This window comes from Azospirillum brasilense, from assembly GCF_008365405.1.
In the GTDB taxonomy this organism is placed as follows: Bacteria; Pseudomonadota; Alphaproteobacteria; order Azospirillales; family Azospirillaceae; genus Azospirillum; species Azospirillum brasilense_D.
In genome coordinates, this window is sequence record NZ_QOKV01000024.1 from 31,770 (window position 1) to 48,139 (window position 16,370).

17 protein-coding genes are annotated in these 16,370 nt (G+C 70.6%); 7 read left to right on the forward strand and 10 right to left on the reverse strand.

The annotated features are described in order from the left end of the window. Positions 1-5 precede the first annotated feature (5 nt). Entirely contained in the window at positions 6-1,412 is a 1,407-nt protein-coding gene (locus tag DS837_RS26575) for an MmgE/PrpD family protein (RefSeq protein ID WP_149167484.1), read from the reverse strand. 78 nt (positions 1,413-1,490) lie between these two features. Continuing rightward, positions 1,491-1,988 (reverse strand): MaoC family dehydratase, encoded by a 498-nt coding sequence (locus DS837_RS26580; protein WP_094306085.1) that lies wholly within the window; start codon positions 1,986-1,988, stop codon positions 1,491-1,493. 135 nt (positions 1,989-2,123) lie between these two features. Between DS837_RS26580 and DS837_RS26585 the strand changes: the two genes are divergently transcribed. From DS837_RS26585 to dctP, 3 genes are all read left to right on the forward strand, one after another. After that, positions 2,124-3,020 (forward strand): HpcH/HpaI aldolase/citrate lyase family protein, encoded by an 897-nt coding sequence (locus DS837_RS26585; RefSeq protein ID WP_149167485.1) that lies wholly within the window; start codon positions 2,124-2,126, stop codon positions 3,018-3,020. Between the two features lie 53 nt (positions 3,021-3,073). Next, positions 3,074-4,276 (forward strand): MFS transporter, encoded by a 1,203-nt coding sequence (locus DS837_RS26590; protein WP_170295988.1) that lies wholly within the window; start codon positions 3,074-3,076, stop codon positions 4,274-4,276. Between the two features lie 130 nt (positions 4,277-4,406). After that, positions 4,407-5,438, forward strand: a complete 1,032-nt coding sequence (gene dctP / locus DS837_RS26595; RefSeq protein WP_149167487.1) for a TRAP transporter substrate-binding protein DctP — start codon at positions 4,407-4,409, stop codon at positions 5,436-5,438. Positions 5,439-5,519: 81 nt separating this feature from the next. Here the strand turns inward: dctP and DS837_RS26600 are convergent, their stop codons facing one another. The 6 genes from DS837_RS26600 to gcvA all read right to left on the reverse strand — a co-directional run bounded on the left by DS837_RS26600 (position 5,520) and on the right by gcvA (position 12,065). Then, entirely contained in the window at positions 5,520-6,221 is a 702-nt protein-coding gene (locus DS837_RS26600) for an SDR family oxidoreductase (protein WP_211102417.1), read from the reverse strand. A 136-nt stretch (positions 6,222-6,357) separates the two neighbouring features. Continuing rightward, positions 6,358-6,483, reverse strand: coding sequence for a hypothetical protein (locus DS837_RS33155; protein WP_282187590.1), 126 nt, complete (start codon positions 6,481-6,483; stop codon positions 6,358-6,360). Positions 6,484-6,690: 207 nt separating this feature from the next. Then, positions 6,691-7,821 carry a glycosyltransferase family 9 protein gene (locus DS837_RS26605; RefSeq protein WP_149167489.1) on the reverse strand — a complete coding sequence of 377 codons (1,131 nt, stop codon included), beginning with the start codon at positions 7,819-7,821 and terminating at the stop codon, positions 6,691-6,693. Then, entirely contained in the window at positions 7,818-10,457 is a 2,640-nt protein-coding gene (locus tag DS837_RS26610) for a tetratricopeptide repeat protein (protein WP_149167490.1), read from the reverse strand. Before DS837_RS26610 ends, DS837_RS26605 begins: the two co-directional genes overlap by 4 nt. A 126-nt stretch (positions 10,458-10,583) precedes the next feature. Beyond that, on the reverse strand, positions 10,584-11,114 hold the full coding sequence (locus DS837_RS26615; RefSeq protein WP_149167491.1) for an ankyrin repeat domain-containing protein: 531 nt from the start codon (positions 11,112-11,114) through the stop codon (positions 10,584-10,586). Positions 11,115-11,144: 30 nt separating this feature from the next. Further along, positions 11,145-12,065, reverse strand: a complete 921-nt coding sequence (gene gcvA, locus DS837_RS26620; protein WP_149167492.1) for a transcriptional regulator GcvA — start codon at positions 12,063-12,065, stop codon at positions 11,145-11,147. Positions 12,066-12,182: 117 nt separating this feature from the next. On the opposite strand from gcvA, the gene DS837_RS26625 reads away from it, so the two are divergent. Beyond that, positions 12,183-12,395 carry a YjiS-like domain-containing protein gene (locus tag DS837_RS26625; RefSeq protein ID WP_149167493.1) on the forward strand — a complete coding sequence of 71 codons (213 nt, stop codon included), beginning with the start codon at positions 12,183-12,185 and terminating at the stop codon, positions 12,393-12,395. Between the two features lie 7 nt (positions 12,396-12,402). Here the strand turns inward: DS837_RS26625 and DS837_RS26630 are convergent, their stop codons facing one another. Continuing rightward, positions 12,403-12,786 carry a hypothetical protein gene (locus tag DS837_RS26630; RefSeq protein ID WP_149167494.1) on the reverse strand — a complete coding sequence of 128 codons (384 nt, stop codon included), beginning with the start codon at positions 12,784-12,786 and terminating at the stop codon, positions 12,403-12,405. Positions 12,787-13,004: 218 nt separating this feature from the next. On the opposite strand from DS837_RS26630, the gene DS837_RS26635 reads away from it, so the two are divergent. The 3 genes from DS837_RS26635 (at position 13,005) to DS837_RS26645 (ending at position 15,618) form a co-directional block, all read left to right on the forward strand. Next, positions 13,005-13,400, forward strand: coding sequence for a VOC family protein (locus DS837_RS26635; RefSeq protein WP_014200037.1), 396 nt, complete (start codon positions 13,005-13,007; stop codon positions 13,398-13,400). A gap of 99 nt (positions 13,401-13,499) precedes the next feature. Then, a complete protein-coding gene (locus tag DS837_RS26640) occupies positions 13,500-14,018 on the forward strand; it encodes a hypothetical protein (RefSeq protein WP_014200038.1) in 519 nt (172 codons plus the stop codon). Between the two features lie 28 nt (positions 14,019-14,046). Beyond that, positions 14,047-15,618, forward strand: coding sequence for a GMC family oxidoreductase (locus DS837_RS26645; RefSeq protein WP_149167495.1), 1,572 nt, complete (start codon positions 14,047-14,049; stop codon positions 15,616-15,618). An 84-nt stretch (positions 15,619-15,702) separates the two neighbouring features. On the opposite strand, the gene DS837_RS26650 is transcribed toward DS837_RS26645, so the two are convergent. Continuing rightward, complete coding sequence (locus DS837_RS26650; protein ID WP_149167496.1) at positions 15,703-16,095, reverse strand: ribbon-helix-helix domain-containing protein; 393 nt, start codon at positions 16,093-16,095, stop codon at positions 15,703-15,705. Positions 16,096-16,370: the final 275 nt, after the last annotated feature.

The following is a 16,370-nucleotide window of genomic DNA, read 5'->3' on the forward strand; positions in this document are numbered from 1 at the left end:
AATGGTCAGCGGACGGACGGCGACAGCACGGACAGTGAGTCCGCCGCGCGCGGGCTGGCGTCGAGGCCGAGGACGGCGTCGGCGATGCGCGCCGCGGCGGTCTCGTTCACGGCCATGGCGGCGTTGCCGCGGTACTTGTCCACGATCTCGGCGTTGGACAGCGGACGGTCGGCGGCGCCGCGGTTGATGTGCTCGCGGTGGCGCAGCTCCCGCCCGTCGTCGAGCGTGATGACCAGCTCGCCCGAATAGGCCTTCGGGAAGGGCGAGTCGGGATCGTGGCGGTAGGACACCTTCGACGCAATGTCGAGGATCGCCGCATCGCCCAGCGCGTCGTTCTCCAGCTCCGCCAGGGTCAGGCGACCGCGCACCAGCGCGGCGGCGACCAGGAAGGGCACGCTGAACTGCGCGTCGTAGGAGTTGGACGGCCGCTTCTTGTTGGCCTCCGGCTCGCAGACGGTCTTGACCACCTGCTCGGGCACCAGCGCCTCGATGCGGCGGATGCGCGCAAGGTCGAGGCCGTCGCGGCGCAGCTCCAGGGCGGCGTCCACGCAGGCGTGGGTGAAGTGGCAGGCCGGATAGGGCTTGATCGCCGTCGCCATCAGCTCCCACGTCTCGCCGAGGCCGGCGGTGGCGGTGCCCAGATCGGCGCGCCCGGCCTCCTTGCCGAGATAGGCGTTGAACAGGCCGAAGCGGCCCTCGTAGGGGCGGGTGACGCCGGTGAAGCCCTCGCGAGCCAGCGCCGCCGCGGTGATGCCCGCCGCCGCCGCCCAGCCGGGATGCAGGCGCTTGTTCCAGGCCCCGTCCTCCAGGAACTCCAGGCTGCCGCTCGCCATCGACAGGGCGATGCCCTGCGCGGCGGCCAGCTGCGCGCGGGTCAGGCCGAGCAGACGGCCGGCGGCCAGGGCGCAGCCGAACACGCCGATCATGCCCGTCGGGTGGAAGCCCACCTGATGGAAGCCGCCGCGCGCCACCGCGCCGAGCCGGGCCGCCACCTCGACGCCCAGCACGTAGGCGCTGACCACGGAACGGCCGTCCGCCCCGGTCATCGCCGCCGCCGACAGCACGGCGGGCAGCACGCTGGCGGTGGGGTGGATAACGCCGCCGATGTGGGTGTCGTCGTAATCGAGACCGTGGCAGAGCAGCCCGTTGACCGTCGCCGCGTCGCGGGCGGGCAGCGAGGCGGGCATGCCGATCACCGGCACCGGCCCCTCCCCCGCCAGCCCGCGCAGGGCGGTCAGCGTCTTGTGGGCGAAGTCGTAGCGCGTCGAAGCCAGCGCGATGCCCACGGCGTCCAGCATATGGTGCGGCGCGCGGGTGCGGACCTCCGCCGGAATGGCGTCATCGGGGGTGTCGGCGACGAAGGCCGCCAGCGTGGCGGCGATCGAGTTGGTGGTCGGATCGGTGGCGGGCATGGTTCCTCCCTCTTGTTCTTCTCGGGCCTCAGTTCTTTCGGACGGGGCTGTCGGATTGTCCGGATCAGTCGCCCCGGATCAGTCGCCGATGCCGTGGCCCCGCTTGGGGACGAGGCTGGCCCGCTCGAAGGTCACGAAGACCGTGCCGTCGGCCTTGTAGCCCTCGGTGTAGGTGGTCACGATGCCCTGGGTCGGGCGCTTCTTGGATTCGCGGACGTCCAGCACCTTGGAGCGCGCGTAGATCGTGTCGCCGGGGAAGACCGGGGCGACCAGCTTGATCTCCTTCCAGCCGAGGTTGGCGACCGACTTGTAGGAGACGTCGTCCACCGTCATGCCCAGCACCATGGCCAGCGTCAGGCCGCTGTTGACCAGCGGCTTGCCGAACTCCGACTTCTCGGCGAAGGCGTGGTCGCAGTGCATGGGGTGGCGGTTCATCGTCAGCAGGCTGAACTGGATGTTGTCCGCTTCGGTGATGGTCCGGCCGGGGCGGTGCTCGTAGACATCGCCGACGGTGAAATCCTCGAGGTAGCGGCCAAGGTCGGCGACGATGGTCCGCGGTTCCTGAACATCGGGCATGGGCGGGCGTCTCTTGTCTGCGGATCAGAGGGGTGAGTGCGAGGCGCCGATCATTTCAAGGTGACATGTTCAGCGCGTGTGATAGCATGTTGTACGTACAAATAACACGCCCCCTCACCCTTGGAAAGCGTTTTCATGCCCAACAATCCGCAGAACGCAGCAACGGCGTCGGAATCGCCGGTCCGTCGCTCCTACCTGTTCGTTCCCGGCGCCCGCCCGGACCGTTTCGCCAAAGCCCTGGGGGCCGGCGCCGACGCGGTCATCATTGATCTGGAGGACGCGGTGGCCCCCGGCGACAAGGACAGCGCCCGCGCCGCCGTCGGTGCCTTCCTGCGGGAGCACACCGGCGCGGGCGGGCCGGCGGTGTTCGTTCGAACCAATTCGGTGCGCAGCCGCACCGGCCTGCTCGACATCCTCGCTTTGACCGATCTTCCGGACGGCACGGCGCCGCGCTGGGCGGGCATCCTGCTGCCGAAGGTGGACGGGGCCGAGGATGTCCGGCTGGCCGCCGGGCTTCTCGACGAGCGCAATCTGCCCGGCGCGCTCGGCGCGCTGATCGAGAGCGCCGACGGGCTGGAGAACGTCATGGCTATCGCCGCGGCCTCCCCCCGCCTGTCCTTCCTGATGTTCGGCGGGGCCGACCTGTCGGCGGAACTGCGCGTACCGCTGGCCTGGGAGCCGCTGGTGCAGGCCCGCACCCGGATCGTGCACGCCGCCGCCCGCTTCGGGCTGGACGCGCTGGACATGCCGTGGATCGCGCTGGACGACGAGGAAGGCTACCGCCAGGAGTTGGCGCGCAGCGTCCTGCACGGCTTCACCGCGCGCTCGGCCATCCACCCCAAGCAGATCACCGCCATCCACGACGCCTACACCCCGTCGCCGGAGGCGGTGCTCCGCGCCGGTCGGGTCCTGGCCGCCTTCGAGGCCGCCGGCGGCGGGGTCTGCGTGCTCGACGGCAGGCTGGTCGAGCGGCCCCTGGTGCTGGGGTCCCATCGAATCCTGGCATTGGCCCGCCGGGCCGGAATGCTGTAGCCAGGGATTGCCCGTTCATGCGCACCGCGCCACCGCCACTTGTCCGGACCCCCATGACCACGCAAGAAACCCCGCCCGCCCCCTTTCCCCTGCTGCTGGCGGAGGTGACCAGCGTCCAGACCGTCGCCACCCTGTCGGTCCTGACCCTGGCGACGGTCGCCCCGCTGGCCGCCGCCTCGCTGGGGGTGGGGTCGGAGGCGGTCGGCTACCAGATCAGCGTCATCTACAGCGCCGCCGCCCTGGTGTCGGCCTTCGCCGGTCTGGTGGTCCGCCGCTGGGGCGCCGGCACGGTGGGCGTCCTGGCCCTGGCGCTGGGGCTTGTGGGTTGCCTGGGCATCGCCACCGGTTCCCTGTGGGTCGCGGCGCTGGCGTCGGTGCTGCTCGGCATCGGCTACGGGCTGGTGAACCCGTCCTCCTCCCACCTGTTGAACCGCTTCACCCCGCCGGCCCGGCGCAACCTTGTCTTCTCACTGAAGCAGACCGGCGTGCCGCTGGCCGGCGTGCTGGCCGGGCTGACCCTGCCGGGAATCGGCGAGATTGCCGGCTGGCGCGGGGCGGCGCTGGCGGTGGCCGGCATGTTCGCGCTGCTGCTGGCTCTCTTCGCGCCGGGCCGCCGGGTGTGGGACGACGACCGTAGCCCCGGCCTGCCGATCCGCGGCAATTTGATGGAAGGGCCGCGGCTAGTCTGGCGGGTTCCGGCGCTGCGCGGCTTCGCGCTGATGGGCTTCTTCTTCTCGGCGATCCAGCTGTCGCTGATGGCCTTCACGGTGAACATGCTGGTGCACGACCTGCACTGGTCCATCGTGTCCGCCGGGCTGGCCGTGTCGGTGATGCAGGCGGCGGGGGCGGCGGCGCGCATCGGCTGGGGGCTGCTGGCCGACCGGTTGGGTTCCGGCGTGGCGGTGCTGGGCGGGATCGGCGTGCTGTCCGCCAGCGCCGCATTGGCCACCGCCGGTCTAGGACCAAGCTGGCCGGTGCCCGCGGTGATCGGCGTGCTGACGGTGTTCGGCATCGCCGCCATCGGCTGGAACGGCGTGTTCCTGGCGGAGGTGGCGCGGGTCGCGCCGAAGGGCACGGCCAGCACGGCGACGGGCGGCGCCCTGATGTTCACCTTCTCCGGCGTGGTCGTCGGGCCGGCGCTGTTCGCTACCCTGTTCAACACGGTCGGCAGCTACGGCGAGACCTTCGCGCTGATGACGGCCTTCCCGCTGGCCGGGGCGGCGGCGGTCCTGTTCTGGTCGCGGCGCAAGACATAAGGGCGGCGTCGATCGGCCCCTCGCGAATAGTTGTCCGTACAATAATGTTGGCATACCGCACAGTTTTCCCCTATGATCGTTCGGACAAGCGGGCCAGAAGCGTCCGAACGCAGCAATGGGAGGGAAGCCAATGTTCAATCCGTCACTGTTCAGGCCATTCTGGGCGAAGACGCTGCTGGTCGGAATGACCGTGGCCGGGCTGGCCGCCGGGACGCCGGGCCAGGCCCGCGCGCAGGCGGCGCCGGTCGAGATGGTGATGACGGACGAGATCGCGACGTCCCACTGGACCGCCAAGATGATGGACGAGTATGCGGCCCTGATCGAGGAGCGCTCGAAGGGCCGCATCAAGCCGAAGGTCTTCCACTCCGGTACGCTCTACAAGGACAAGGACGCCGTCGCCGCCCTCGGGTCGGGCGCCGTGCACATGGTCTGGCCGGTCAGCGTGCAGCTTGAGAGCATCGCCCCGCAGTATGGCGTGGTGAACCTGCCCTTCGCCGTCACCGACGCGGCGATGTCCAAGCCGGAAACCGCGCAGGAGGTCTCCAAGCTGCTGTCCGGGCTGGTGTCCGAGAAGGGCATCCGCGTCATGGGGCTGATGCGCACCGCCGACCTGATCTTCCTGTTCAAGGACAAGGAGGTCGCCTCGGTCGGCGACCTGAAGGGCAGCAAGATCCGCCTGACCGGCGGGCGCGTCCTGCAACTGCTGATGCGCGACTTCGGGGCCAGCCCGGTGTCGATGCCCGCCTCCGAAATGGCGGCGGCGCTGATGCAGGGGGCCATCGACGGCATCTACACCTCCGCCGGCGGCTGGGAGATGGTCGGCACCAACGCCGCCAAGGTCGCCTCGCTGGTGCCGGGCATGAGCCTGCTCACCTACTCCGTCCTGGTCGACGACAAGTGGATGAAGGGCCTGCCCGACGACCTGCGCCAGGTGGTGGAGACGACCACCAACGAGATCATCGCCAAGCAGTGGCAGCGCGCCATCGACTCCGACAAGAAGACCATGGACCAGATGATCGCCCAGGGCGGGCGTCTGGCCGTGGCCCCCGAGGCGGAGCAGGCGAAGTTCCGCGAGATCGCCAACAAGGTCAACCAGGACTATGTCCGGCGCTACCCTGAGGTCTGGAAGCAGTATCAGGCCATCGTCGGCAACAAGAGCTGAGGCGATCCCCCTCGCTTCACCTCGCGGTGCGGGCGGCGTTCCGGAAGGGGCGCCACCCGCACCGATTTTTTTAATGTGTGCTCAGACCGACCGCATGAGGCCGCCGTCCACCCGGATGTTCTGGCCGGTGATGTAGCCGGCCCCATCGGAGGCGAGGAATGCGACGGTCGCCGCGATCTCCTCGCTCTTGCCGTAGCGGGCCATCGGCACGCCCTGGCGCCGCTCCTCGGTCGCCGGCAGGCTGTCGATCCAGCCGGGCAGCACGTTGTTCATCCGCACATTGTCGGCGGCGTACTGGTCGGCGAACAGCTTGGTGAAGGAGGCCAGCCCGGCCCGCGCGACCGCCGAGGTCGGGAACATCGGGCTCGGCTCGAACGCCCAGGCGGTCGAGATGTTGATGATCGTCCCGCCCTTCTGCCCGACCATCACCGGAGTCACCAGCCGGACCGCCCGGACGACGTTCAGGAAATAGACCTCGATCCCCTTGTGCCAATCATCGTCGGTCAGTTCCAGCAGGCCTTTTCGCGGGCCGTGGCCGGCGCTGTTCACCAGCGCGTCGATGCGCCCCCAGCGCTCCATCGTCCGGTTCACCAGACGCTCCAGGTCCTCGGCGGACTGGTTCGAGCCGGTCACGCCGATCCCGCCCAGCTCCTCGGCCAGAGCCTCGCCCTTGCCTGAGGAGGACAGCACCGCGACCTTGAATCCGTCCGCCGCGAGGCGCCGCGCCGCCGCGGCCCCCATGCCGCTGCCGCCCGCGGCGATGATGGCAACCTTATCGCCCATGATTCGTCATCCCTCTCCTGCCGGAACGGTTCGTCCGTTCCTTCCGCTCCTGTATCGCACCGGACGCAGGACGGGGCCAAGGGAAGCGTGCGCGCGCCTTCGGGCGCCGAAAGGGCGGCGCCGGATTCAAGGTCGGTCAGAGGGCGAGCAGGAAAGCCAGCGAGGCGACCGGGGCCGCCGTGACGAAGCCGACGGCGACGAAACGCTCGACCGGGCTCCAGGACGCCCAATCCCGCTGAAGCGAGGACAAGAACGACTTCATGATCCCTCACGGACCGGCTGATGTTGCAATGCATATAAGATACGGTTTCCGAGGGCGTTCGTGCCAGGGGCGTGGCTTCCGTATCGCGAAATATCGGGGGGTGATGCAGCGCTGCCACAGGCCGGAAAGCGGCACTCCGAAAGGGCTTTGCCGGACCGACGGCATCACGGGTTGCCCATCGGCCACACTGACCGATGGGCGGGCGGTTCAGGGCGACGCACCGCCGCCTTCGCCGAACAGGTCAAGGATGCGCGCCGCCGCCAAGTCGGGCGGAATCGAGGCGATGCAATGCGCCTCCGCCGCCGTGCAGCTTTCCGGCGGACAGGGCGGAATCGCCGCCGCGGGCCGCAGCACCAGCGCCCGCGCGCACCAGGGGCGGAAGCGTTCCGGCGCGTGGACGTGGTTGGAGTTCCCACCCTCCGGATGGCAGGAGAAGACGGCGACCGGCACGCCGACGGCGGCCCCGAGATGGGCCGGACCGGAATCCATAGCGATCAGCCCCGCCGTCCGCTCGATCACTGCCGCCGCCAACCGCAGGCTGGTCTGCCCGGTGAGGTCGGTCACGCGCCCCGGCAGGGCCGCGGCGATCCGCTCCGCCGCCGCCCGCTCCAGCTCCGTGCCGAGAACCGCCACCCGCGCGCCGAGCGCAATCGCCACCACGGCGACCACCGCCGCCAGCCGCTCCGGCGGGTATTCGCGCCGCGCGGCGGCGGCCCCCGGCGCCACGGCAACGATCCGCTCCCCCGCCGCATCGGCCAGCCGGCGGGCCGCCTCCGCCCGGTCCTCCGCGGTCAGATGCAGTTCCACCCCGTCGCCGTCCGGTTCACCGCCGACGAAGCGCAGCAAAGCGAGGTTCTGCTCGACCTCGTGGTGGCCGGACGGGGGCGTCAGCCGGTGGGTGTAGGCGCGGTCGAAGCCGGCGTTGCCCGCCGCCTTCCAGGGCGTGACCGTCTCCGCGAAGCCGACAACGGCGCGGGCGCGGCTGTTCGCGGCGAGCGCCGTGGCGCCGTGGCGGTCGAAATCGTAGCGGGGGACCAGAGTCAGGTCGAAGCCGGTGCGGAACGCCTCCGCGAAGGCCGCAGCACCGCCCGGCGTGACGCCGCGCAGATCGATGCCACCGTCCGGCTTCGGATAGGGCGCCACCACCGCGTCGACATACGGGCAGGTCTCGGCGAGGTCCGCCACGGCGGGGCGCACCGCCAGCAGGATTCGCGCCCGCGGCGCTGAGGCCCGCAGACCGCGCAGGAAGGGCGTGGCGAGCACGAAGTCGCCCGCCTCGTCCAGCTTCACCACCAGGATGCGCCGGGCGGATGAAAGGTCGATGGGAGCGTCCGTCATGCCGCGCTCATGTCGATGCGGGCGGGCGGCAGGCCGGCGCACCAGCGCCGCCACGCCATGCGGTAGCCGGCCTCGACCGCCCGGACGTACCCCGCCTCGTCCATCAGCGGGGAGCGCGCCATCCGTTCGCGCAAACCCGCGCGCTGCGCTTCCAGGAAGGCGCGGTCCGTGGCCAGCCGGACGGCGAGCGCCACGTAATCGTCCTCACGCTCCACCACCAGCCCGCCCAGCCCGACGCTGCCGAGCATGGTGGCGCCCCAGCGGGAGATCATCGCCTCCCCGGCGATCGACAGCACGGGCACCCCCATCCACAGCGCGTCGCAGGTCGTCGTGCCGCCGTTGGCGAAGACGGGGTCCAGCGCGCAGTCAAGCAGCCGGTAATCCTCGTAGGGGTCCGGGGCGGTGCCGCGCAGCAGCAGCCGCGACTCCTCAACCCCATGGGCGGCGAAGGCGTCCAGCACCCGCCGCGCCACCCCACCGCTGGACAGGCCCCGCCACTTCAGCATCAGCCGCGCCTCCGGCAGCGCCGCCAGCACCCGTCCCCACAGCGCCAGCGTCGAGGCGTTCAGCTTCGTCAGGTTGTTGAAGGAGCCGACGGTGAACACCCCTGCCGTCTCGACCGGTGGGCGGGCCGGCGGCGTGGCGGTGGACTCGGCAGGGCGGTAGCACAGCACGCTTCCCGGCAGGCGGATCAGCTTTTCCGTGTGCAGGGCGTCGGCGCTCGCCGCGGCGAAGCGGTGGTCGGAAAACTGGTAGTCCATCGCCGTCAGCCCAGTCGTGTTCGGGTAGAGCGGCAGACTGACCTGGACCGGCGCCGGGCGGCGGATGAACAGGGGCATGCGGTTGCGCGACATATGCCCGCCGCAATCCACCAGCACGTCGATGCCGTCCGCCCGGATCAGCCGCTCCAGCTCGTCGTCCGGCATCGCGGCGACGGCGCGCCAGCGGTCGGCCAGCGCCGCGAAGCGGGCGGTCGCCGCGTCCTTCGGCAGGTCCACGTAATAGCAGGTGACCTCCACCGCCGCCCGGTCGTGGCGCTCGACCAGCGGCAGCAGGAAATGATAGCCCGGCCCCGGGTAGCGCTGGAAATCCGGCGACAGATAGCCGACGCGCAGGCGACGCTCCGGATCGCGGTTCACCGCGTCGAAGCGCGGGACGGCGGGCGGCGGCGGCATCACGGCGCGCTCGAATTGCCGGTGTTCCCCGAACACCGCGCCGAGGTCAGCCTCTTCGGCGAAGCACAGGCAGAACAGCAGGTTGGAGCGCACCTCCGCATCCTGCGGCGCGCGGTCCAGCGCGGCGCGCAGGGCGGCCACCGCCTCGCCATGGCGGCCGAGCGCCATCAGCGCGACGCCCAGGTTGGAGCTGGCCAGCGCCTCCCGCTCCGCCGTGCGCAGGGCCAGCGCCCGTCGCAGCAGGGTGAGCGCCTCGTCGAAGGCGCCCGCCTCGATGGCGTGGGTGCCGAGGTTGGTCCAGCCGGCGGCCCCATCAGGCTGCAAGGCCACCGCGCGCCGGAACCACCCCTGCGCTTCCTCGGGACGCTTGGCCCGGTGCCGGACGGCCCCGGCGTTGAGGGCGTGGCCGGCCTCCTCCGGGTCGGCGCGGACGGCGCGGCGGGCGGCGGTCGCGGCTTCCTCCATCGCACCCAGGGCCGACAGCGCCATGCCCAGCCCGGTCAGCGCCGTCGCGGAGTCCGGGGCGAGCGCCAGGGCGCGCCGGTAGCAGCGCGGCGCCGCCGCGGGATGCCCCCGCTCCTGCCACAGGTTGCCGAGCACCAGCAGGGCGTCGGGGGCCGGAGCCAGCGCCGCCGACCGCTCCAGCCACGCCGCCCCCTCGCGCCAGGGTCCCGCCGCGGCCAGCGCCGCACCCAGGATCTTCGCGCCTTCGGCGTGGCCCGGCTCCAGCGCCATCAGCCGCCGCCCGGCCTGCGCCGCGCCCGACCTATCGTCCAGCGCGTGGCACAGGCCGGTCACCTGCTCCTGCGCTTGGACGAGCAGCGGCGCCAGAGCGGCGACGCGGCGGAAGGCGGCGAGCGCGTCCCGCGGGCGCCCGGCGTCGCGCAGCGCGGCCCCCTGGTTGTAGGCGGCCAGCACCGCGTCGGGGGCGAGCGCCGACGCCCGTCCGTACCAGTCCGCCGCCGGACCGGGCCGCCCCAGATCGTACAGCGCGTCGGCCAGCGCGTTGGCGGCCTCCCCATCCTCCGGCGCCAACGCCAGCAGGCGGCGGAACGCCCGCGCCGCGGCTTCGGTCCGGCCCAGCTTCGTCTGAGCGGCGGCTTCCAACCGGTGATGATCGGGGGTCAGCGGGTCGAGGCGGGTAGCGTGACCGTAAGCGTCTGCGGCCTCCACCCAACGCCCCACCGCCTCCAGCACGCGGCCCAGGTTGAGGCGGAAGACCGGCTGGCCGCCATCCTTCGCCACGGCCTTGCGGATCAGCGCGATCCCGGATTCCGGATCGCCGGTCTGCGCCGTCAGCAGCCCCAGCAGATGCAGCGCGTCGCTCTGGTCCGGCGCGTGGCGCAGCACCCGCTCGTAGAGGGGTCGCGCCTCCGCCAGCCGTCCGTTCTGGTGATGGACGACGGCCTGCGCCAGCGTCTCCTGGAGCGTGGCAGGGGAAGAATGGCGGCTGGCGCTCATGACGGTCCGTTCGGCTGGCCCATGGACAGGGCATCGAGGGGCGCAGTGTAGCGCGCCCACGCGACCGCGGGTACGAATGCGTCATTGCTTCCGGGACAGACCGGGTTTGCCCCGCGGGCAACCGGTTCAGACGGCTTCCCCACCGGGCGCCAGCCGGGCGGCGGCGTTCGCGGCGCCCATGGCGAGCGCCGCCTCGCGGGCGGTTAGGCCGCGGGCGTCCCGTGCGTCCGGGTCGGCGCCGCGGGCCAGCAGAACGTCCACCATCGCGACGCGGTCGAACATGGCGGCGGTCATCAGCGCGGTCCGCCCGTCCGGCCCGCAGCCGTCGACCGCAGCGCCCTCCTCCAGCAGAACGCGCAGCACCGCCTCATCCCCCTTGAAGGCGGCGGCGGCCAGCGGCGTCTGCCCGCGGTCGTTCGCCAGTTCCGGATCGGCGCCGTGGCGCATCAGGTTTCGAGCCAGTTCGGCATGGCCGTGATAGCTGGCCAGCATCAGCAGGCTGTCACCCTTGTCGTTGCGCAGGTTGGCCGGCAGGCCCATCTCCAGCAGTTCCGTCAGCTCGGCGGTGCCGCCGGACCGCGCCCAATGGAACAGCTTCCCGGCGAAGGCGATGGTGTCCTCGTCGAGTTCCCTGCTCGGCTCCCCCTGCGCTCCCATGGCGGCGCTCCCCCCGGTCGAGGTTTCGGCTCAAACCGGGGAAACAGCCGCCGCAGCGCTTTGTTGCGCCATCTCGTCGCGCGCCTCCTCCAGCAGCCAGCCGCGGAAGGCGGCGACGGCGGGGCGGTCCTGCATCCCCTCCGGGCAGACGAACCAGTAGCTGCCGGACGACGCCTCGATCTCCGGGAAGGGCAGGACGAGGCGGCCCGCCGCCACGTCCTCGGCGCACAGCATGCGGTCGGCGACGGTGGCGCCCATCCCGGCGGCGGCGGCCTGCATCGCCGGGTCCATGGCGTCGAACACCGCGCCCTGGCGCAGCGCCTCGAAGAAGGGCAGCCCCGCCGCGGCCAGCCAGGCCCGCCAATCCTGCCCCTCCGAACAGCCGTGCAGCAGCGGGATGGCGCCGAGGTCCATCGGCACCCGCAGCCGCTCCGCCAGGGCCGGCGGGCAGACGACGGTCAGGCGTTCCGGCAGCACCTCCGCGGCGGAGAAGCCGGGCGGCACCTCCCGGCAATAGGGGATGGCGGCGTCGAACTCCTGCGGGTCGAACTCCAGCCCGCTGCTCCAGGCGACGGTCACCCGCACCTGCACGTCGGGGTGGCGCGCCTGGAAGCGGACGAGCCGCGGCATCAGCCAGCGGATGCCGAAGGAGAAGGCCACCCTGATCCGCAGATCCCGCCCCCGCGCCGCCAGCCGCGCCGCCGTCCCAGCGATCCGGTCAAAGGACTCCGACAGAACGGGCAGCAGGGCGCGCCCGTCGTCGGTCAGCTCGACCCGGCGGGTCAGCCGCCGGAACAGCGGCACGCCCAGCCACTCCTCCAGCCCCATGATCTGCCGGCTGACGGCGCCCTGGGTCACGCACAGCTCGTCCGCCGCCTTGGAGAAGCTCTCATGGCGGGCCGCCGCCTCGAAGGCGCGCAGGGCGTGAAGGGGCGGCAGGGCACGCCGCATGGGACGCTCCATGGATGACTCTCGCTCATCCATCCTATGAGAAAGCATGGTTTGTCGTCCACGGCCGGACGCGCGATTTTCCGGCTTCGAGGAAGGAACGACCGGCGGGAGGGCCGCATGACGAGCATGAGCGGAACGCACGACAAGCGGAGCGGCGGCACGACCGCCGGCCCCACCGCCGGCTCCTGGCTCGACCGCCTGAACGGCTGGCGGGAGCGGCGGGCGCTGCGCCGCGCCCTGGCCCGCATGGACGCGCATCTCTGGGCCGATCTCGGCTTCGACGAGGCGGCGGCGCGCGAGGAAATGGACAAACCGTTCTGGAGGCGGTGATCTCCGCCTAATCCATCGGCTGGTCGAGCGGGCGCCCCATCGCCCCACCCGCCGCAGCCCCCAGGGCGCAACCCAGCGCCGCGGCCGGGCCGGTCGCCGGCAGGGCGGCCCCGCCGGTCGCCGCACCCGCCGCGACGGCGCCCGTCGCCCCCACCGCCCCGCCGGCCAGGCAGCCGAGCGTCAGCCCCGCCACCGTGTGACGGTTCTGGTACAGCAGGGCGCCGCCCAGGATGATCGCGCGCTCCGCCCCGTCGCGCAACCCGCCCGCGCTGTCGGACAGCCAGCCGCGCCACTCCGCCTGCCCCTGCGACGCAGGCGATGCCGCCTGGGACGCCGGCGCAGCCACAAGCACCAGCGTGGCGAGACCCGCCGCGGCGAAGGTTCGGGCCATCCTGTTTCGGGCCATCCTATGTCGCATGGGAAGCTCCTTTTCCGGGCCGTGAGGATACGCCATCGCGGCCGGAATGCCGTCTCGAAAGGAGGGAGAAGGCGCCGCCGGTCGGGCTACCCCCTTCGCGTTCGGCCTGTAGTAGATACTTACTGCCACACCAACAATCCGTGTTCCTAATATTCACGCTGGAGCCACCAACCGGAATGGAGCCAGCCCCCATGGCCAAGGCCATCCACATGATGATCCGGGTCCTCGACGAGGAGCGGTCGCGGGATTTCTACGCCCGCGCGTTCGGCCTGGAATGCGCCGACCGCTACGCCTTCGACGGCTTCACCCTGGTCTATCTGCGCAACGCCGAAAACGACTTCGAGATCGAGCTGACCATCAACCACGGCCGCAGCGAACCCTATGCCCACGGCGACGGCTACGGCCATCTGGCCGTCTGCGTCGAGGATCTGGACGGGGAGCACCGGCGCTTCACCGCGCTCGGCTACGGCCCCAACCCGATCAAGGAGTTCGCGCGGGACGGCGCGCTGATGGCCCGCTTCTTCTTTGTCCAGGACCCCGACGGCTACAAGATCGAGGTCCTCCAGCGCCACGGCCGCTACCGCTGACAAAAGCGCGACACCCGAAACAAGAATCATAATCGGTCTTGGGAGGAAGCCATGCGTTCTCCGACGAGCACAACAGCAAAACCCGCCCCGAGCTCCACCATGCACCGGCGCGCCTTCCTGGCGGCCTCGGCCACCGCCGCCGCGGCGACGGCCATCCTGGTGTCGGGCGGGGCGATCCTCTGCCCGCGCGAGGCCTGGGGGTACGAAACCAAGGCGCTGGCGCCCGACACCATGCGCTCGCTGATCCGGGTGTCGCGGGACATCTACCCGCACGACCGGCTGGCCGACCGCTTCTACGCCGTCGCCATGAAGGCGCAGGACGAGAAGGCGGCCGCCGACGCCGCCCTGAAGGATCTCTACGAGTCCGGCATGGCGAAGCTCGACCGGCTGGCCAAGGCCAAGCACGACGCGCCCTACGCGGAGGTCGGCTGGGAGGCCGACCGGGTCCGGCTGCTGCACGAGATCGAGGCCGATCCCTTCTTCCAGACGGTGCGCGGCGGGCTGGTGACCGGAATCTACAACAACCAGGAGGTCTGGCCGCTCTTCGGCTACGAGGGCGAGAGCGCGGCCAAGGGCGGCTACATCGACCGCGGATTCAACGACATCGAGTGGCTCTGACCACCGTCCCAGGAAGGATGTTTCAGCCATGGCAGCGAAATTCGACCTGAACGACGACAGCGTCGTGGTGATCGTGGGCTCCGGGGCCGGCGGCGGCACGCTGGGCACCCAACTGGCGCTGAAGGGCATCAAGACGGTGATCCTGGAAGCCGGCGGCCGCCACAACATGGAGGATTTCCAGAACGACGAATGGGCCAGCTTCGCCCAGATCTCCTGGCTCGACCCGCGCACCACCTCGGGAAGCTGGCGGGTGTCGCGCGACTTCCCCGGCCTGCCGGCCTGGATCGTCAAGGCGGTCGGCGGCTCCACCGTGCACTGGGCGGGTGCCGCCCTGCGCTTCCAGCCGCACGAGTTCAAGACGCGCACCACCTACGGCGAGGTGGCGGGCGCCAACCTGCTGGACTGGCCGGTCACGCTGGAGGAGATGGAGCCCTGGTACGCCAAGGCGGAGGACCGCATGGGCGTCACCCGGACCAACGGCATCCCCGGCCTGCCCGGCAACAACAACTTCAAGGTCCTGAAGGCCGGCGCCGACAAGATGGGCTACACGGAGTGCCACACCGGCAACATGGCCATCAACTCGGAGCCCCGCGACGGACGCGGCTCCTGCCAGCAGATCGGCTTCTGCTTCCAGGGCTGCAAGTCCGGGGCGAAATGGTCGACCCTGATCGCCGAGATCCCCAAGGGCGAGGAAACCGGCAAGTTGGAGGTCCGCGCCAACGCCCAGGTGCTGAAGATCGAGCATGACGCCAAGGGCAAGGTGACCGGCGTCGTCTACGCCGACAAGGACGGGGCGATCCAGCGCCAGAAGGCCCGCATCGTCGCGGTGGCCGGCAACTCCATCGAAAGCCCCCGGCTGCTGCTGAACTCCGCGTCCTCGATGTTCCCGGACGGTCTCGCCAACTCCTCCGGACAGGTGGGGCGGAACTACATGCGGCACATGACCGGCTCGGTCTACGGCGTGTTCGAGAAGCCGGTGCGCATGCACCGCGGCACCACCATGGCCGGCATCATCCGCGACGAGGCGAAGAACAAGCCCGACCGCGGCTTCGTCGGCGGCTACGAGATCGAAACCCTGTCGCTCGGCCTGCCCTTCATGGCCGCCTTCCTCGATCCCGGCGCCTGGGGGCGGGAATTCACCTCGGCCCTCGACGGCTACGACCATATGGCCGGCATGTGGCTGGTCGGCGAGGACATGCCGCAGGAAAGCAACCGCATCACCCTGCACGCCGACAAGAAGGACAAGTACGGGATGCCCGTCCCCAACGTCCATTTCGACGACCACCCCAACGACGTCGCCATGCGCCAGCACGCCTACCGGCAGGGCATGGCGCTGTATGAATCGGTGGGGGCGACCCGCAGCTTCCCGACGCCGCCCTACCCGTCCACCCACAATCTCGGGACCAACCGGATGAGCGAGAAGGCGCGCGACGGCGTGGTGAACAAGTGGGGCCAGACCCACGACGTGGCGAACCTGTTCGTCTCCGACGGCTCGCAGTTCACCACCGGCGGCGCCGAGAATCCCACCCTGACCATCGTCGCGCTGGCGCTGCGACAAGCCGACTACATCGCCGGCCAAATGGCCAGGAACGCGATCTGACCGCTGTTCTGTCCCATTATTCGGGACGCCGCGCTCTCGTCTGCCCCTCTCTTCCGAATGGAGGAGGGGGGCATTCTTTTGCGCTCAGGCCGTCTCGCGTTCCTTTTCCGGAGCGGCGAAGGACGCTGGAATTCCCGCCGGAAGGACGGCGGCGGCGACGGCGGCGAAATCGGTGCGTGCCTCCCGCTCCAGTTCCTCCACGCAAGGACGGTGGCCCTTCACCTCCTGGGCGTAGGTCAGGCAGGCGCAGCGCAGCAGGCCGGCGAAGTTGCGCCGCTCCACCCCGCGGGCCAAGACTTCATCGTGCAATTTCGACAAGAAGCGGCCAAGCGACACGCCCTGCATCGCCGCGATTTCCTCCAGCGCGTCCCAGAAGGCCGCTTCCAGACAGACGCTTGTCGAATGACCGCTGAGGCGGACCCGCCGGGTTACCATGCGGAAGCGCTCCGGGTCCTGACCGGCAAAAATTCGGCACATCCCTCGTCTCCTTCCAAACTTCCCCGACCCCTTGAATGCACTATGAACGGAAAATCCGTAATGCGCACTAATTTCCGGAAGGCGCTACTCGGTCAGGTCGAGTGAAGAGGGAGAAACATCGCCAAATTCGTGCGCATCGAAAAGTACTGGAAACGCGCAGTCTTCCTCGGATACCACCCCCGCCCGCTGAAATATGCGCTTACCCCAGCCAACCCGGCGCAAAAGAACGAGTGTTGAAAATATGGGGAACCGTTTTCCGCAGCGCATTTCTGTCA

What these genes read in the sequence shown, in the direction of transcription:
- DS837_RS26625 (WP_149167493.1), top strand. Translation starts at nt 12,183, where the DNA reads ATGACGAGCATGAGCGGAACGCACGACAAGCGGAGCGGCGGCACGACC.
- DS837_RS26615 (WP_149167491.1), bottom strand. Translation starts at nt 11,114, where the DNA reads ATGGGAGCGCAGGGGGAGCCGAGCAGGGAACTCGACGAGGACACCATC.
- gcvA (WP_149167492.1), bottom strand. Translation starts at nt 12,065, where the DNA reads ATGCGGCGTGCCCTGCCGCCCCTTCACGCCCTGCGCGCCTTCGAGGCG.
- DS837_RS33155 (WP_282187590.1), bottom strand. Translation starts at nt 6,483, where the DNA reads ATGAAGTCGTTCTTGTCCTCGCTTCAGCGGGATTGGGCGTCCTGGAGC.
- DS837_RS26580 (WP_094306085.1), bottom strand. Translation starts at nt 1,988, where the DNA reads ATGCCCGATGTTCAGGAACCGCGGACCATCGTCGCCGACCTTGGCCGC.
- DS837_RS26630 (WP_149167494.1), bottom strand. Translation starts at nt 12,786, where the DNA reads ATGGCCCGAACCTTCGCCGCGGCGGGTCTCGCCACGCTGGTGCTTGTG.
- DS837_RS26610 (WP_149167490.1), bottom strand. Translation starts at nt 10,457, where the DNA reads ATGAGCGCCAGCCGCCATTCTTCCCCTGCCACGCTCCAGGAGACGCTG.
- DS837_RS26605 (WP_149167489.1), bottom strand. Translation starts at nt 7,821, where the DNA reads ATGACGGACGCTCCCATCGACCTTTCATCCGCCCGGCGCATCCTGGTG.
- dctP (WP_149167487.1), top strand. Translation starts at nt 4,407, where the DNA reads ATGTTCAATCCGTCACTGTTCAGGCCATTCTGGGCGAAGACGCTGCTG.
- DS837_RS26650 (WP_149167496.1), bottom strand. Translation starts at nt 16,095, where the DNA reads ATGTGCCGAATTTTTGCCGGTCAGGACCCGGAGCGCTTCCGCATGGTA.
- DS837_RS26575 (WP_149167484.1), bottom strand. Translation starts at nt 1,412, where the DNA reads ATGCCCGCCACCGATCCGACCACCAACTCGATCGCCGCCACGCTGGCG.
- DS837_RS26645 (WP_149167495.1), top strand. Translation starts at nt 14,047, where the DNA reads ATGGCAGCGAAATTCGACCTGAACGACGACAGCGTCGTGGTGATCGTG.
- DS837_RS26635 (WP_014200037.1), top strand. Translation starts at nt 13,005, where the DNA reads ATGGCCAAGGCCATCCACATGATGATCCGGGTCCTCGACGAGGAGCGG.
- DS837_RS26590 (WP_170295988.1), top strand. Translation starts at nt 3,074, where the DNA reads ATGACCACGCAAGAAACCCCGCCCGCCCCCTTTCCCCTGCTGCTGGCG.
- DS837_RS26640 (WP_014200038.1), top strand. Translation starts at nt 13,500, where the DNA reads ATGCACCGGCGCGCCTTCCTGGCGGCCTCGGCCACCGCCGCCGCGGCG.
- DS837_RS26585 (WP_149167485.1), top strand. Translation starts at nt 2,124, where the DNA reads ATGCCCAACAATCCGCAGAACGCAGCAACGGCGTCGGAATCGCCGGTC.
- DS837_RS26600 (WP_211102417.1), bottom strand. Translation starts at nt 6,221, where the DNA reads ATGGGCGATAAGGTTGCCATCATCGCCGCGGGCGGCAGCGGCATGGGG.